This window comes from Paenibacillus sp. CR_12 (assembly GCF_041953985.1).
GTDB lineage: Bacteria > Bacillota > Bacilli > Paenibacillales > Paenibacillaceae > Paenibacillus_AQ > Paenibacillus_AQ lautus_A.
Genome location: NZ_JAVFHO010000010.1, coordinates 69,428 through 85,617, shown reverse-complemented (window position 1 = coordinate 85,617; position 16,190 = coordinate 69,428). Strand labels below are relative to the sequence as shown.

At 56.3% G+C, this 16,190-nt stretch carries 15 protein-coding genes; 6 read left to right on the top strand and 9 right to left on the bottom strand.

The genetic code is table 11. The features are described 5' to 3' along the window. Positions 1-180: 180 nt before the first annotated feature. Positions 181-945 carry a pirin family protein gene (locus RB297_RS27120; protein WP_096777035.1) on the bottom strand — a complete coding sequence of 255 codons (765 nt, stop codon included), beginning with the start codon at positions 943-945 and terminating at the stop codon, positions 181-183. Between the two features lie 239 nt (positions 946-1,184). Here RB297_RS27120 and RB297_RS27115 point away from each other — a divergent pair, with 239 nt between their 5' ends. Next, a complete protein-coding gene (locus RB297_RS27115; RefSeq protein ID WP_036664469.1) occupies positions 1,185-1,871 on the top strand; it encodes a response regulator transcription factor in 687 nt (228 codons plus the stop codon). After that, positions 1,868-3,364 carry a sensor histidine kinase gene (locus tag RB297_RS27110; protein ID WP_375121866.1) on the top strand — a complete coding sequence of 499 codons (1,497 nt, stop codon included), beginning with the start codon at positions 1,868-1,870 and terminating at the stop codon, positions 3,362-3,364. The genes RB297_RS27115 and RB297_RS27110 overlap by 4 nt, the downstream gene beginning before the upstream one ends. Here RB297_RS27110 and RB297_RS27105 read toward each other — a convergent pair. The 8 genes from RB297_RS27105 to RB297_RS27070 form a co-directional block, all read right to left on the bottom strand. Further along, positions 3,354-3,986 (bottom strand): nitroreductase family protein, encoded by a 633-nt coding sequence (locus tag RB297_RS27105; RefSeq protein ID WP_375121865.1) that lies wholly within the window; start codon positions 3,984-3,986, stop codon positions 3,354-3,356. The genes RB297_RS27110 and RB297_RS27105 overlap by 11 nt on opposite strands. Positions 3,987-4,046: 60 nt before the next feature. Beyond that, complete coding sequence (locus RB297_RS27100; RefSeq protein WP_375121864.1) at positions 4,047-5,060, bottom strand: ABC transporter substrate-binding protein; 1,014 nt, start codon at positions 5,058-5,060, stop codon at positions 4,047-4,049. Between the two features lie 187 nt (positions 5,061-5,247). Beyond that, complete coding sequence (locus RB297_RS27095; RefSeq protein WP_009594932.1) at positions 5,248-5,580, bottom strand: 4Fe-4S binding protein; 333 nt, start codon at positions 5,578-5,580, stop codon at positions 5,248-5,250. Further along, positions 5,577-7,196, bottom strand: a complete 1,620-nt coding sequence (locus RB297_RS27090; protein ID WP_375121863.1) for an FAD-dependent oxidoreductase — start codon at positions 7,194-7,196, stop codon at positions 5,577-5,579. Before RB297_RS27090 ends, RB297_RS27095 begins: the two co-directional genes overlap by 4 nt. 56 nt (positions 7,197-7,252) lie before the next feature. Further along, the gene (locus tag RB297_RS27085; protein ID WP_375121862.1) at positions 7,253-8,116 is read right to left on the bottom strand and encodes an ABC transporter permease; all 864 of its coding nucleotides are present in this window, start codon (positions 8,114-8,116) and stop codon (positions 7,253-7,255) included. 38 nt (positions 8,117-8,154) lie between these two features. Continuing rightward, positions 8,155-9,051: an ABC transporter permease gene (locus RB297_RS27080; protein ID WP_096777041.1), complete on the bottom strand. Its 897-nt coding sequence runs from the start codon at positions 9,049-9,051 to the stop codon at positions 8,155-8,157. 181 nt (positions 9,052-9,232) lie between these two features. Continuing rightward, positions 9,233-9,571 carry a 4Fe-4S dicluster domain-containing protein gene (locus RB297_RS27075; protein ID WP_012818980.1) on the bottom strand — a complete coding sequence of 113 codons (339 nt, stop codon included), beginning with the start codon at positions 9,569-9,571 and terminating at the stop codon, positions 9,233-9,235. Further along, positions 9,568-11,274: an FAD-dependent oxidoreductase gene (locus RB297_RS27070; RefSeq protein WP_375121861.1), complete on the bottom strand. Its 1,707-nt coding sequence runs from the start codon at positions 11,272-11,274 to the stop codon at positions 9,568-9,570. Before RB297_RS27070 ends, RB297_RS27075 begins: the two co-directional genes overlap by 4 nt. Positions 11,275-11,601: 327 nt before the next feature. Here RB297_RS27070 and RB297_RS27065 point away from each other — a divergent pair, with 327 nt between their 5' ends. The 4 genes from RB297_RS27065 (at position 11,602) to RB297_RS27050 (ending at position 16,186) form a co-directional block, all read left to right on the top strand. Beyond that, positions 11,602-12,303: a response regulator transcription factor gene (locus RB297_RS27065; protein WP_036664555.1), complete on the top strand. Its 702-nt coding sequence runs from the start codon at positions 11,602-11,604 to the stop codon at positions 12,301-12,303. Then, complete coding sequence (locus tag RB297_RS27060; protein WP_012818977.1) at positions 12,300-13,307, top strand: HAMP domain-containing histidine kinase; 1,008 nt, start codon at positions 12,300-12,302, stop codon at positions 13,305-13,307. The genes RB297_RS27065 and RB297_RS27060 overlap by 4 nt, the downstream gene beginning before the upstream one ends. 184 nt (positions 13,308-13,491) lie before the next feature. Beyond that, the gene (locus tag RB297_RS27055) at positions 13,492-14,262 is read left to right on the top strand and encodes an ABC transporter ATP-binding protein (RefSeq protein WP_192569763.1); all 771 of its coding nucleotides are present in this window, start codon (positions 13,492-13,494) and stop codon (positions 14,260-14,262) included. Further along, positions 14,237-16,186, top strand: a complete 1,950-nt coding sequence (locus RB297_RS27050; RefSeq protein WP_375121860.1) for an ABC transporter permease — start codon at positions 14,237-14,239, stop codon at positions 16,184-16,186. The genes RB297_RS27055 and RB297_RS27050 overlap by 26 nt, the downstream gene beginning before the upstream one ends. Positions 16,187-16,190: the final 4 nt, after the last annotated feature.

Genomic DNA, 16,190 nt, shown 5'->3' with positions numbered 1-16,190 from the left:
GGGTCTTTCTGCTTACCATATATATGTATTTTTCCTTGCAATTGCTGCATGAAAGATGACCTTTGGTTCCCTGCCACGCTTTTTAAAAAAAGCCTGTACAGACGGATACCCCATCTGACAGACTCTAGTTTATCGTACCTTCTAAATTTCATTCCACTACAATATTGTAAACTTTTGACCCTATGGCCGCTTGGAATAGAGCGGATATCCAGGGTTTTCCGGTACGTCAATCAGGATGACCCTGACATTCTCTTGCGCCTTAAGGCTTATCGTCTCACCGAGCACCGTATCGATTACCATAAAGTCCCGATGTTGAAACAGGAGGCTATCCTCTTCCGTGCTAAAGCTGCCGGCTCCCCTTACGGCAAGCGCAGCCGCACGCCTGCCGGTTTTCAGTTCATATCGTGCTTCGTGCCCGGCCAGAATTTGAATATCCAGCATCCTCACGTCCACGGACAGATCGGTTGGCGCGGAACCGCCGATCATCGTTTTGACCAATCCCCCCTGGATACGGGTTACCGGATAGGAGTCCGGACGATACTGACGACAGGCAGGGTTTTGCTTCAATGAATCGCGAAGATACGGCTCAAACCAAATTTGGAATCCTTCTGCATCCGGCCCGGTCAGAAGTTCCTCATGCGTAAGTCCGGAACCGGCCCTCATCAATTGCAGGCCTCCTGGCCCTATTATGCTGTGCGTACCATGCGAATCCTCATGGTCGCACTTTCCCTGAATCATATAAGTCACGATTTCAAAACCCTGATGGGGATGAGGCGCGATATAGCCTTCGACGGGCGAACGAAACCAGGACCAATAGAAAAGCGGCCCTACCCGGGTCACGGCTGACCCTTCCCCGGAGAAACCGATCGGCTTCAACTCCGTTATCCTTCCTCCATCGAGTGAGCCCTTGCCCTGATTCTCGGGTGGATATACATTTCCTATCATGTCCAGTCTCCTCCTTTCACCCATCCATGATGGATCTTGAACAGGTGCTGCATTGATTATCTTGGCTTTAAGATAGTATCAACGATAACCGAACAGATATCAACATCCTTTAATTCCCTGATTTGAGAATGCATATTTGCGAATCATTTTTCAGTTTATTTTCAGTTCGCGTTCAGATTTCATTCAGCTACGGCACGTATGATAAAGTTGAAGGAATGAAAGAAGAGGAGTTTTGTGTCATGGGATCCATGCATCGTATTCGCGTTTTGCTTGTGGATGACGAGCCGCACATACTGCAATTTCTGGAGCTTGGTCTCCAAAATGAAGGGTTTGAGGTGCGCACGGCCTCCGATGGGGAATGTGCGTTAAGGGAAGCAGCCAGCTTCGAGCCGCATGTCATCGTTCTGGATGTGATGATGCCGGGAATGGACGGTCTTGCGGTGTGCAGACGCTTGAAGGAGGAAGGCAGGGATGTTGCGGTCATTATGCTTACCGCGAAGGATGAGATCGATGACCGTGTAACGGGCCTTATGACCGGAGCGGACGACTACATGGCCAAACCCTTCAGTTTCGAAGAGCTGCTGGCCCGCATTCAAGCTCGGCTCCGCAATCAGTTCCCGAGCCTGCTGGGCGAAATCCGGCTTGGGCCATTCACCATCGATGACCGCAAGAAAGAAATTTCATACCTGGGGGAAGCCTTGGAGCTTTCCCCTACGGAATATAAATTGCTCAAACTGCTTGTGACCAAACACGGCAGCGTTCTGAGCAAATCGAACATATTGAATATTGTGTGGGATTATGATTTTGGGGGAGAGGATAACATCGTGGAGGTCTATATCCGATCCCTGCGAGAGAAGCTCGGAGACAAGGAGCATCGGGTCATTCGCACGCTTCGCGGAGCCGGCTACCGGGTGGATTTGCCATGAGTTTCCGAAACCGCATACGCGCATCTCGGCCAACGTCTCTGCGCACGCAGCTCCTGTCGCGTTCCCTTCTCGTCTTGGCGCTTCTGCTCGTGCTGATCGGGGCGCTGCAATATGTATTGATGAAAAACGCCCTGTTCCGCAATCAGGCCGAGGCGCTTTCGCTTCAGGTCCGCTCTATCCCCGTGGAGATGTGGGAGCCTGATCGCGTGCAACATAATAACCGGCCTTCTGTTCCGAATAACGACGCCCATGCGGGCATGCCCCGCCAGGAGAATAGACCTTTGCTCTTTCTGCCGAATATGTCGCTTGCCAAGATCGCAACGAACGGAAGCTACACCGACCTGGCCAGTGACAACGGTCTGTCCGCTCCGCAGCTGGCAGCAGAGGCTTATACCTCGATTCTGGAGCAATTCAAAGAGCGTATGCCCGTTCCGTACGAAGTGACTGACGATGCCCAAGGCACCGAGCAGATCGTTGTCTTTCGCCCTTACGGCAGCCCTAACAGCCCTTCCGGTATACTGCAGCTTGGAATGGATACGCAGCCGCTCCATGCCGTTCTGCTGCGGCAGCTGCTGATATTTGCCGTGCTGGCTTTGCTTGCCATGGCTGGCGGGATCGCATTGTACCTGCCATTGCTGCGCAGGACGCTTAACCCGCTGAGCCGAATGGTCGAAACAGTGGAACGAACGGATGCCGGAAACTTGGCGGAGCGATTTCCGGCCATGCAGGGTCAGCAGGAGATTGACCGTTTGGCCCAATCGTTTAACGGCATGCTGAAAAGGCTTGAGGGAGCGTTTGAAGCGGAACGCGAGGCGAAAGAGCAGATGCGGAGGTTTATTGCCGATGCTTCCCATGAGCTGCGCACGCCGCTTACTTCGATTCACGGCTTTCTGGAGGTGCTCGGCCGCGGCGCCGCCGACAACAAGGAGCAGCTCCATGCAGCACTGTCCAGCATGCACGGCGAATCGAAGCGAATGAAGAAATTGGTCGAGGATTTGCTTCTGTTGGCCAAACTTGACCGTAAGCCGGAGCTTCATCTGCAGGATACCCGGCTGGATCGGCTGCTGCTTGAGATGGAGCCTCATCTCAGGATGCTCGCTCAAGGCAGAAACGTAACGATTCAAGCGGCAGCCGTGCTGTGCCGGTGTGACTCCGACAAGATCAAGCAGGTCATCTACAACCTGTTTCATAATGCGGTACAGCATACCGATTCCGACACAGGGCGGATTACCGTTGCGGTGGATAAAACCAATGACCATGCCGTACTGCTGGTCAGCGACAATGGAGCCGGGATTTCGAAGGAGCATCTGCCCCATCTGTTCGAGCGGTTCTACCGCATCGATGAATCCCGGACCCGGCAGCACGGCGGTGCAGGTCTTGGACTGTCCATCACCCAGTCCATCATGAACGCGCATGGCGGCCAAATGAGCGTGGACAGCACGGTTAACCAAGGAACGGTTTTTCGTGCAGAGTGGCCGGGCATCATTCCTTAGCCTGAAATACTCCTTCATGCACCAGTTCATTCAAGGATCGTCGGTCCGTAGGGACCTCCCGTTCCTGCAGCGTCTCCGGCGGCGCCGATTTATCCCCGCGGTATCCAAGCGTTATGACCGCATGCAGATCATATTCTTCCGGAATATGCAGGGCTTCGCGGGCAAGCTCATGGTCGAAGCCGCCAATCGCGCGGGTATTCAGCCCAAGCAAAGCAGCCTGCGAAGCGATTGTTCCCCAAGCAGCCCCCGCATCAAACGCGTGGCTGCCGCTCGGTTCCCCATTGGCATTCAGCGTGTAGGAAACGAGGAGGACAAGCGCCGGCGCACGATCGCTCCACACGCGGTTTCCGGGACGGATAAAAGACCGGAATCGCTCCCGCTCCTCCTCTGTTCGGGCAACGATAAACCGCCACGGCTGCCCGTTGCCCGAGGAGGGTGCCCACCGGGCCGCCTCCAAGACGGTATACAGCACATCCGCATCGACCGGACGGGAGTCAAAGGCCCTCGAAGACCATCGATTCACAAAGTGGGCATGCACCGGATATTCGGGACGGCGCGTTTGTTCCGCCACCGTCTTCTTCGACAGGGCTGATACGATTACGGTTGGATCAGGTCTGGTCATACGATCATCTCTCCTTACCCTTTGCGGGTTATTGTAATACGGCTTGGTCTAAGGCTTGGTTTAAGGCTTGATCAGCCAATCGTCCAATGCAAAATCGGTTTCCGCCAGCTTCTCTTCGATCAGAAAGGCCTTCGTTCCTTCCAGCAGCTGCAGCCCTTGTTCGGTAAAAGGAACCTCTTTGATCAGCTCGATCGGGCTAACCTTCTTCACGTACTCCACCTTCGCGCTCTGCAATTCGGCCAGAAACGCATAGTACTCTTCCTCATGCTGCTTTAAATCCTCTAGCGCCTTGGAACGGGCTTCATTCCACGCCTTGGCGAAATCCGGATATTTCGCCAGATAATCCTCCGACACTACGGTTACGCTGGTCCCATACAGCTCGGGATGCTTGGTGGCATCGTCCAGCAGCGTATAGCCTTCATCGATTTGTTTGAGCGTATAGACGCCGGTATTGGTCATCGCGTCGATTTCCCCGCGGGCCAGGGCAGCCTCCGCATCCACGCGAAGCAGGTGGATGACCTTCACATCCTCAGCCAGCCCCTCTTTCTTCAAAAGACCGGCCAAGTATCGGTGGTGGAAGGAACCTTTTTGAGTGGCTACCGTTTTTCCCTTTAACTCCTCCAGGGAAGCCGGGCCTCCCTTCTTCGCCACGAGGTACCCGATGCTGTCGGTCGAGCCTTGGGTAATCACCTTGGTCTTCGCTCCCGTTGAGCGTGACAGGATGGCCGGCGTATCGCCCAAGCTGCCAAAGTCCAGGCGACCGCTGATCAGCGATTCGCTCAAATCCGGACCGTTCGGAAAGGCGGTCAGGTTTACCGTTTCAATCCCGTGCTTCTTGAGCTCTTCCTGAATAATGCCCTTATGGAACCCCCAGCCCTCGGCGCCTCCAGGCACATTCAGGGCATTGGTTCCTATATATCCGTAATTGAGCGTCTTCGGCACGCCGGAGCTTGATGCCTCCGTTATTTGATCTTTGGTCCCGCAGCCCTGTGAAAAAGCAAGCGCCGCCGCCACCAGCGTCAATAAAATCGCGTATCGCTTTCGCTTGTGTTTTTTAACGTTTCGATTCTCCATTCGATTTCTCTCCCCTCACAGATCCCATCTCGATATGACATTGCCTCGCTTTCGCTTCTTACGCCTCTTGCTTCTTACGGGGCTTCATGGAATCCCCGGCAAACCCTGGCATCAATGAGCCCGCAGATCGTGCTTCCCATGCAGACGGGAAGAGTGGAGCTGCCTGAAAAAGGGGGGAGACTGACGATCAAGGAACAGAACGCTTCGCGAGCTGAGCCAGAAACGCATGGCTGGATATGGACGTTCGGCCGGGTCCCCATCCCACCTTCTCGCGGTAGCCCCCCAACAGCTCGGCCTGCTCCAGCTCCGCCTCGCTTAGCCCGCTGAGCCGGTCCGGATGAGGCGCGACGTACATCGCGTCCGCCGGACAATAGAGCTCGCACATAAAACAGGTTTGGCAATCGTTCTGGCGCGCAATGACAGGCACATCGTTATCGACTTTATCAAATACGTTGGTCGGACATACGGAGACGCACAGATTGCACTGCACGCATCTGGCATCGCTGATCAGCTCAATCAAAGGGAAACCGCCTCCTCGCTCGCGCGCTGCGCCCGGACGCTGATTTCATCCAACCCGGATGTAATCAGGCGGTAATGCTGCGTCTCGTCCAGCTCCGGATAATCAACCCGTTTATGCATTCCCCGCGTTTCCGTCCTGGCCTGCGCCGAGCGGTACATCCAGCGGGCCGTTGCAGCCATGGCCGCTGCCTCGCGTTTCTTCACCGCCTGATAATCAAGATGGATGGGTTCCTGCCGGATCGATTTCCATACCCCGTCGAGCCGTTGCAACGAATCCCGAAGTCCCTCATCCGTACGGAACAGGTTCCGGTCATAAGGCATGACCTCTTCCTGCACCGCCCGAATGTATTCCTCCGCGGCAATCGGCGGCTTTTCCTGCAGCGATCCGTAGGTACCGGATGACACGAGCGGAGCCGAAGACAATCCGTGCACCTCGCGTCTAGCGGCATGCCGTCCCAGCGATTTGGCATAGTCCGCCGCGCCTTCGCCCGCAAAGCTGCCGGAAGACATCGCCCAGGCGGCATTGTGGCTGCCGCCTCCGGTGAATCCGCCGCAGATCAGCTCCCGCGTTGCGGCGTCTCCGGCGGCATACAAGCCGGGGACCTTCGTGGCGCACGTTTCGTCCACGATATGAATGCCACCGGTCCCGCGCACCGTCCCTTCGAGCCGAAGCGTTACCGGGAACATATCCTTGAACGGGTCGATGCCCATGCGGTCAAACGGCAGGAAAAAATTCGTCTGCCCCACCCGGAGCAGCGGCTGCAGATCGGCGGGCGCCTGATCCAATCGGGCATATACCTGTCGGTTCTCCAGCAGTTTTTTGGCAATGACGGAACGTCCTTTGGTCGAGCCCGCTCCCTCTACCACCGTGCCGTCCTCGTAGTAAAAGCTTGCATAACGGTAATACGCCGTTTTGGTCACCGAGGAGAACGTTGGCGATATGGCGTAGGCGTTGGAGAACTCCATGCCCGACATTTCGGCCCCGGCCTCGGCCGCCATCAGATAGCCGTCACCGGTCAACACGTTGCATCCCAGCGCTTTGCTCAGAAAGGCGCAGCCGCCGGTTGCGATAACTACGGCACCCGCCGTGACTCTCCAGGGATCGCCGCCCTGCGTGCTTACGCCAGCGGCGCCCCCCACTCCGTGTTCATCCGCCAGAAGTTCCAGCGCAGGGCTGTGGTCGAGTATTTTGACGCCGGCTCTTTTCACCAACTTGCGCATGAGACGCATATACTCCGGTCCCTGCAAGCCGCGCCGGAATATGCCGCCATCCGGATCGACCGGGAACGAATACCCCCAGCCGCCAAGGCGGTTCATATTCTCGTAGGTTTGATCCAGGACCCGATCCATCCACTCATTCTCGGCTAAGCGTCCGCCCATAAAATACCGGCTCATCTTCGCTTCCTGGCGCTGCCGCCCTTCAGGCTCCACGTACCATACGCCCGTGCCCGACGGCGCCGTTGCCCCGCTTGATCCGCAGAAGCCCTTATCCGCCAGCACGACATTGCTGCCTTTCGCCGCGGCCGTTAAAGCCGCCCAGGCTCCGGCCGGGCCACCGCCAATGACCAGCACATCCGTTTCCAACTGAAGCATGCTGCCTTGAATACGTGAACTCATGCATGTTCCCCTCCTAATCATCATTGTCCCTCTGTTCTCTCATTCACGAAGCCGGATCATCCCTTGTAGCTATCCCGCCACTTCAGCAAGCGGCGTTCCAGAGAACGGACGAACAGATCCACCATCATGCCGACGACGGCAAAAACCAATACACCCACAAAAATTTGCTCCGTTAACGAGGATTGCTTGGCAAGATTGATGAGAAACCCGACCCCCGACTGCGAACCGATCAGCTCCGCAACGACGAGCCCGAGCCAGGATACCGCCAGCGATAAGCGGAGTCCCATTAACAGGTTAGGCAGCGAAGACGGGATGATCAGCTTGATGATCTGCTGAACCCGACTGTACTGCAGCACCCTCGATACCTCGAACAGCTTTTTGTCGACGCTCCGGATGCCGAGAAACGTATTGACGTACAGCGGAAAAAAAGCTCCCTTCGCAATGATCAGCACCTTCGACGTTTCTCCGAATCCGAACCACAAAATAATAAGCGGGGCGATCGCCAAATGCGGGATCATCCGCAGCATCTGCACCGTCGGATCCAGGAATATTTCCGACTTGCGCGAGAAGCCCGTCAGCAGGCCGAATATCAAGCCCAGGCTGCCTCCCAGGGCGAAGCCCGCAGCGGCGCGGCCGATGCTTATGCCCAGATGGGTCGCCATCTTGCCCGAGGCGATCAGATTCCAGAGGGATTCGAAAATCGCCGCCGGCGTCGGCAGAAAGAACGCATCGATCCAGCCAAGTTTGCCTGCCAGCTGCCATATGGCCAGCACCAGAACCGGAAGGGCCGATCCGAGCGCAATGGCCCGTAGTAAGGATGCACGCCGGCGATTGGAACGCGCGGCAGCAGGATCGGGCGGCTGCGATACAGCGGGTGGCTGCCCCGCCGCAGGCAGCGCAAGTTCGTTCGCGTTATTCATCGTGTCTCCTCCTCTCTCTTGGAATCAGAAGCCGTGCTTTAGCCCTCATAGCTGTCGTTCCATTTCAGCAGCCTGCGCTCCATCAGCCTAACCGCGGCGTCTGCTGCTTTGCCGATGACGGCAAACAGGACGATGCACACGAACACGGTTGCGGTTTTGCTGAACTGTCTGGCATCCGTCATCAAATAGCCGATGCCGGACGTGGAGCCCATGATCTCGGCAACGACCAGCCCGAGCCAGGCCAGCCCGAGGGACAGCCGGATCCCGAGGAAGATATGCGGCAGGGAGGACGGAATGACCAGCTTGAAGATTTGCTGGATACGCGTGAAACCCAGAACCCTTGTTACTTCGAACCATTTGTTATCCACGCCGCGGATGCCCAGATAGGTTTGGATATAGAGCGGAAAGAAAGCCCCTTTGGCGATCAGCAGTATTTTGGACGACTCCCCGATTCCGAACCAAAGCACGAACAGCGGCGCAACCGCTAAATGCGGAATCATGCGGACCATCTGGATGGATGGATCGAGCACCCGCTCGGATATGCGGAATACCCCGACCAGAATACCGAAGGCTAGGCCGAGAGCCCCTCCAAGGGCGAAACCCGCCGCGGCACGAACCAAACTGATCCGCACATGACCGCCAAGGTCACCCGAGCCCGCCAAGTGGACAAAAGCCTCCGCAATGCGAAGCGGCGTCGGGAAGAGCAGCTCCGAGATGTAACCAAGGTCGCCGAGCACCTGCCATAAAACCAGCAGCGACACGGGAAGAACCGCGCCCGCAGCAAAGGTGCCCAGCGACTTCCTCCATATCCCGGCACCTGCTTCGCCCGGGGAGAGCCTCTGCCGCTGCCCGGCGGCGGGCTCCGGTACCAGCGACTCGCTGCCGTGGACCGGAGCCGGAGGGTCGTGCCGGTACAATCGTGCATGGTCACTCATTGCGATCACGCTCCGGCTCGGGAAACGCAAATCTTTCATCATCTAACCTGAACATCAGCCAAACCCGTTTCATAAGCGCACCTCTCTCCTCGAATACAAAAGAAGACATTCTTCGAAATACCGAAGGAATGTCTCCATTAGAATGGTTGACAGTATGAATGCTATTGGTTTAGTTCCTGCTTTAACTTCGCCGGGGGAGAATCCGATCGATGAACGGGGTCTCGTCGATCTCGGCCAGCCGGGTCCGCCCGCGTCCCCAGCCGACCGTCTCCCTCCAGCTTCCGATGATCCCTACCGCGATCAGTTCTTCTTCCGTCACCTTCTGCTCCATATCCGCAAAGGGAGAAACATACAGAGCATCGGCAGGACAATAAGCCTCGCATATAAAGCAGGTCTGGCAATCCTCCTGACGGGCAATGACCGGAAGCCCCGTCTCCGTCCGGTCGAATACATTGGTCGGACAGACCTTGACGCACAGGCCGCACTCGATGCACCGCTGCTGACTGACAACCTCGATCATGAGCCTTCCACCTCCCCGGCCGCTGCCGCGATCCAGGCAGCAGCCCCCACGGCTTCACTGCTCCTATTTCTTGAACCACCATAGTGTCGGCAAGCGTCCATGGTACCTCGGCTTGCCTGCCGGGGCGGCCGCCCCTCAGGATATACCTGGATATGATCGATCCCCCTTACGGTCAGACGATGCTGCTGGTCCGGATTGAGATCCGGGTATTCCAGAAGGGTATGCATCCCTCTGGTTTCTCGCCGGGTCAGCGCAGCCGCATACATCCATCTTGCCGTTGCCGCCATGGCCGCCGCTTCCCTTGCCTTGATCCGCTCGCGCGAACCCCCGGTTACCTTCGCGTACACTTCCGGCCATAGCCCGTTCAGCCGTTCGAGCGATTGCTGCAGGACCGGTTCGCTGCGAAAATAATTGATATCCAGCGGAAACACCTCCCGCTGTACCGATTGAATCAGGCCGGATGCATCCATTCCCTGCCCATGTGCTGCGGATGGATGGGACATTCCGGCCCGCCCCGCACCTTGCAGGCGACGGCCGTCCGCAGAAGAACGCGTACTCAGCGCATGCTTCGCCGCCGATTCGCCAGCCCACGTTCCCGAGCAAATCGCCCAAGAGGCATTAAAAGCCCCTCCGCCCGACTTGGCACCGGTCACCCGCTCCCGGGTTGCGGCATCGCCGGCGGCGTACAGACCCGGTACCGTCGTCGCGCAATCTTCGCCGGTGATCCGGATGCCTCCGGTTCCGCGGACCGTCCCTTCATAGCGGAGGGTCAAGGGAAAACGCTCCTTAAAGGGATCGATTCCCGCCCGATCATACGGAACAAAGAAGATGGCGTGCGATTGCCTTAAAATGCGCCGTTTCTCTTCCGTGTCGGCATGATTCAGAATGGCGTATACCGGTCCTTTGCGGAGCATCGTCGGCAGAAAATCATGCGGCCTGGGCCCTCCGGGGCTGTACAGCGTATTCCCGTCTTCGTCATAATACGTCGCCCAGTTGAGAAGCCGCCCCCGGGTCACCGTGCCAAACGCCGCGCTCGGCGCATATTGGCGGCTGAATTCCATACCGGATAGCTCGGCGCCAAGCTCCGCCGCCATGAGCAGTCCTTCGCCTGTGAGCACGTTGCAGCCAAGGCCCTTGCTCAGAAAGGCGCAGCCGCCGGTAGCTATGACAACCGACTGTGCCCGTACCTCCCAATTCTTGTTCTTCTGCCTGCATATGCCTCGTGCTCCTCCGACCCCATGCTCGTCGGCAAGCAGCTCGAGCGCCGGGGACTGATCCATGATCCGTACGCCCGCCCGGTTGACCGCGCTTCGCATCAGCTTCATATATTCCGGGCCCTGCAAATGGTCTCGCATGGGGACCCCGTTCTCATCGCGGCGAAACGGGTATCCCCATGCCTCCACGCGTTCCAGGTTGATGTATACCTGATCCAGCACGCGATGGATCCAATCCGGTTCCGATAAATAACCGCCCTCCTTCATCCGCTGGGCCACGGCTTCATCGCGCAGCTTATGGTCAGGGGGCAAATATAGCAGATTGGTTCCTCCGGGTGCCGTTGCCCCGCTGGAGCCCAGAAACCCTTTATCGGCCAATATGACTTTGGCACCTTGGGACGCCGCGCTCCAGGCTGCCCAAGCCCCTGCGGGACCGCCGCCAATGACGAGGACATCCGCCGTCAGTTTCAATTCATCCTGTGCACGCAATCGTTGATCCCCCCGCTCCTTGGTTGATAGTAAATCGAGGTCCGTACGACAAAAAGGAGATCATGAAGGATGCTCATGATCTCCAGCAGACTGGTCGATTCAAATTTATTTATCATAGTTATTCGATTGGAATTATCAAGTATATTATCAGCTGATGGCACAAGCGTCAAGATTATTTTTCGGAGGGATCGCTTAACAAAGCGAGACATTCGCTCCCGAGCTTTCCTAAGCCCCGCTGTCTTCGCTCACGCAATTTTTCCTTATATCCTGACAATTTGGTACAATACAGACGGTACGAGAATGTCAAATGAAGGGACTATGATCGATATGTTCAAAATTTTCATTGTCGAAGACGATGCCGGGCTGGTCGGCCTGCTGAAAGAATATCTTCATAAATTCGGTTATGCGACGCAGTCCGTTCATGATTTCGAGACGGTGCGCGATCAATTTGAATCGTATGACCCTCATCTTGTGCTTCTGGATATCAATCTGCCTAAATTCGACGGCTATTATTGGTGCCGGCAGTTCCGCAGCCTCTCCACCTGCCCGATCATCTTCATCTCGGCCCGCGACGGGAAAATGGATCAGGTGATGGCGCTGGAGAACGGTGCCGATGATTATATAACCAAACCCTTTGACTACGAGATCGTCATGGCCAAAATCAAGAGCCAGCTCCGGCGGGCCTACGGGTCCTATGCTGCCGGTCAGAATGAGCGGGTCCTCAGCATCGCCGGACTCACGCTTGACGTTGAGCGTCTCTCCGTTTCGCTCGGACCGACCCAAGCGGAGCTCAGCCATACCGAAGCCAAAATATTGGACGAATTAATGAAAAAGCCCGAGCAGATCGTCAGCAGGGACCGGCTTCTGGAGAAAATATGGGATGATCAGGCCTTTGTGGACGATAATACGCTGAATGTGTACATCACCCGCGTCCGTAAGAAACTCGCCGCCCTCGGAATCGAGGATGGCCTTCAAACCGTGCGCGGGCGCGGCTACCGACTGGTACCGAGCTGGAGGGACGAAGCATGAGACTATTTTTGCAAGAACAGCGTCCCTTAATGATTGTCTACATCGCCCAGCTTCTTGTCGTTACCCTGATCTATAGGCTGGACGGTTATCGCAATTTGACGGTCAGCCTGTACGCGGGCATCATCAGCTTGCTGCTGCTCGTCGGCTATCTCGCCTTCCGTTTCATTGCCAACCGTTCCTTCTATAAACGGTTGGAGCAGCCGCTTCCGGGAGAATCCCTCACAGGCGAATCCTCGGCAGAATCCTCCCACACCCCGCTCGCCGAAGCGCTTCATCAGCTGCTGAAAACCCAGTTCCGGCATTACACCACGGATCTGCATAACTATAAGCATAAAATTGAAGGCCATCTGCAGTTCATCAACCAATGGGCCCACCAGATGAAAACGCCGATTTCGGTCATTCACCTGATTCTCCAGGATGATGACGACCCCCGTTTTGCCGCGATCGGCGACGAGCTGGACCGCCTCAAAAAAGGGCTCGATCTCGTGCTGTATACCGCCAGGCTCGATACGTTCGAGCGCGATTTCCATGTGGAAAACCTGCCGCTTCAGCGAATCGTCCGAAATGTCACGTCCGAGCAAAAGCGGCTGTTTATCCGGCGGAGAATGTACCCGTCCATCCGGATCGATTCCGGATTAACGGTGGCCACGGACGAGAAATGGCTCTCTTTTGTGCTGACGCAGCTGCTGACCAACGCGGTTCGATATACGCTGAAGGAACAAGGCACCCTCTTTTTCAACGGCTACACCCGGGAGAATCAAGTCGTGCTTGAGATAAGGGACGAAGGCATCGGCATTCCCCAAAGCGATCTCCCGCGGGTGTTCGATCCTTATTTCACCGGAGAGAACGGGCGCCGATTCCAGGAATCGACAGGCATGGGCCTGTTTCTGGTCAAACAAATATGCGACAAGCTTGGACATGCCTTCGAAATCGAGTCCAAGGTCGATGAAGGAACGACGGTCCGCATCATTTTTGCGGATGCTGCAGGCCATATCGCACAATGAATTCCACCGGCAGATGGCAGGGTTCGGCAGTACAAGCTATTTAAGTCCGCTGCGGCTTATTCCCGATCTGCTTACGCGGGCAAAAGAAACCTTACAAGGTTGTAAGGTAACTGTAAGTTACGAATATGGCATGGACGCAAACGAATCTTTTACAATGATAACATCGTTATAGAGGAGTGAAGATATGCCCATCCTGAGCGTCAAGCATCTATCCAAAATCTACGAGGGCAAAGTGGCGTTCCAAGCGCTGAACAATATTCACTTCAACGTCTCCAAAGGCGAATTCGTCGGTATTATGGGACCTTCCGGCAGCGGAAAAACGACGCTCCTCAATCTGATTGCGACCATTGATCAGCCCACGGCCGGGGAAGTGATCATAGGCGGACGCAATCCCCATCTGCTCGGCAGGAGCGATACGGCTCTGTTTCGGCGCAGGGAGCTGGGCTTCGTCTTCCAGCATTTCAATCTGCTGGATACGCTGACCGTTGAGGAAAACATCGTCCTGCCGCTGACGCTGGAGGGCATGCCGCTGGACGAAATGGGCATCCGGCTGAACCGGATCGCAGACCGGCTCGGGATCGGGTCCATTCTGCACAAGCACACCTATGAGATTTCCGGCGGGCAGATGCAGCGCACCGCCATCGCGAGGGCGCTCATTCAGGAGCCCTCCCTGATTTTGGCTGACGAGCCGACGGGGAACCTGGACTCCAGAGCCTCCAAAGAAGTGATGCAGACGCTTTCCGCTTCGAGCAAAGAAGCTTCCGCAACGATTCTCATGGTCACTCACGATCCGGTGGCAGCCAGCTACTGTGACCGCGTCTTGTTCATCAAGGACGGTCAACTATATAATGAAATGTATTGCGGTGACAACCGCCAAGCCTTTTTCCAGAAAATCATCGACATGCTGGCGCTGCTGGGAGGAGGAAGTCATGACCTTTCGACAATTCGCTTTTAGGAATGTCCTGAGGAACAAGCGGACCTACGCGGCCTATTTCTTAAGCAGCGCATTCTCCGTCATGATTTTCTTTGTGTGCGCGCTGTTCCTGTTTCACCCCTCCATCACGGACGAGATGTTCTATCCGGTCGTGATCCAGGCGATGGTTGGCGCAGAGCTGATTATGTACGTATTCTCGTTTTTCTTCGTGCTGTATTCCGTCGGGGCTTTCTTGAAGACCCGCAAGCGCGAGTTCGGCATTCTGTTCATGCACGGCATGACGGACCGCCAGTTTAACAAGATGGTGTTTCTTGAAAATATGATCATCGGCGTAAGCGCGATCGCCACGGGCATCCTGTTCGGCATCATTACAGGCAAGCTGTTCCTGATGGCAGGCTCGGCCTTTCTCGGAGTCCCGCCCCTGCCGTTTCGGCTGAGTCTGCGCGCGCTCGGGCTGACGATCGCGAGTTACGCGCTGCTATTTCTCATCATCTCGCTGTGCACGTCCTGGCTGCTGCGGCCCAAAGCGCTCATCGACTTGTTCCAGTCCGGACAGCGGCCGAAAACCGCGCCCAGAACATCGCCGTGGTTATCCATATTGGCGGCTGTCCTGCTGCTTGTCAGCTACGGCCTGGCAGCCACGACAAGCGCATCGACACTCGCGCTGCGCATGTTCCCGGTTACCTTGATGACGATGATCGGCACTTATCTGATTTATTCGCAGTTAGGGGTTGCTCTCGTCCGCAGGCTGAAAGAAAGCCGCCGTTTCACCTGGAGAAGAACCAAGCTGATCTCGCTATCCAGCCTGCAGTACCGGTTGAAGGATCATGCCCAGATGTTTTCGATGGTTACGATCGTGCTGGCCGTGTCTTTTTGCTCGGTAGGCGTATTCGCCTCCATTCCGGTGCTCACGAAGCAGTTCAACGAGGACTTCCCGGCCGCCATCGGTTATCTTGCCAAAACGGGAGATACCTCCGAAGAGCAGCATTTGAACGAAATCCGGCAGGAGCTGGAGTCGAGGAAAATACCGTTTGAAACGCTATCGTTTCGCGTTAAATATACGGATGCCGAACCGGCATCCGCACAGGCCGGTCCATCGGAGATTCCGTTGACGCTGATCGCGTTCTCCGACTATAAGGCGGCCGTCGTGATGGCGGGACTGCCGTTTGACGAACAGCCGCCGAGCGGCGAGGAGGCCCTTGTCCTCATTGCTTCGCAAAACGACAGAGCTTATACCCGCAACCGGGATTACGCTTCTTACCGGCTTCGGGATTCCGGCATCCGGCTGCGTGAAATCGGTTATTCCGATCATGTCGGCGTGCCGGAATACTTGCTGCCGGAGATGGATGACGATTCCCGTTTCGGCGGTCTTGTCGTCAGCGATGACATCTTTGCCGCCGTCACGGATCCGGTCCGTCAGGAACGGTACACCGGCTTCTACGTGGACGATTTTACGGAGACGGAGGGGATCGTTCCCCATTTGGCTCCGGGCGGTGCCGTGCGCTATGAGATGGACCGGACCTTTGCGCTGGCGGTCAGCGGTACGCTGTTCGCCCTTCGGGACAGCCTGTACAACATGCTGCTCTTCGCGGCCTTGCTTGTGGGCACGGTGTTTTTTATCGCGGCTGGAAGTTTCCTGTACTTCCGCCTCTATGCCGATCTGGATTTTGACCGCAGGCATTATGCCACGATATCCCGGCTCGGCATGACGGACAGGGAGTTCAGGCGGATCGTTACCGGACAGCTCGCGCTGCTGTTTTTTGTACCGATCGGACTTGCGATCGTGCACAGCATCTTTGCCTTCATCGCGCTGCAAAGCTATTTCTATTTATCCATTGCGGCTGAAATGGGCATCGTGCTGATCAGCTTCCTGATGATGCAGGTCCTGTACTTTTTCTTCATCCGCAGCCAATATCTGCGCAAGCTGAAGCAGACCCTTATATAAAGGA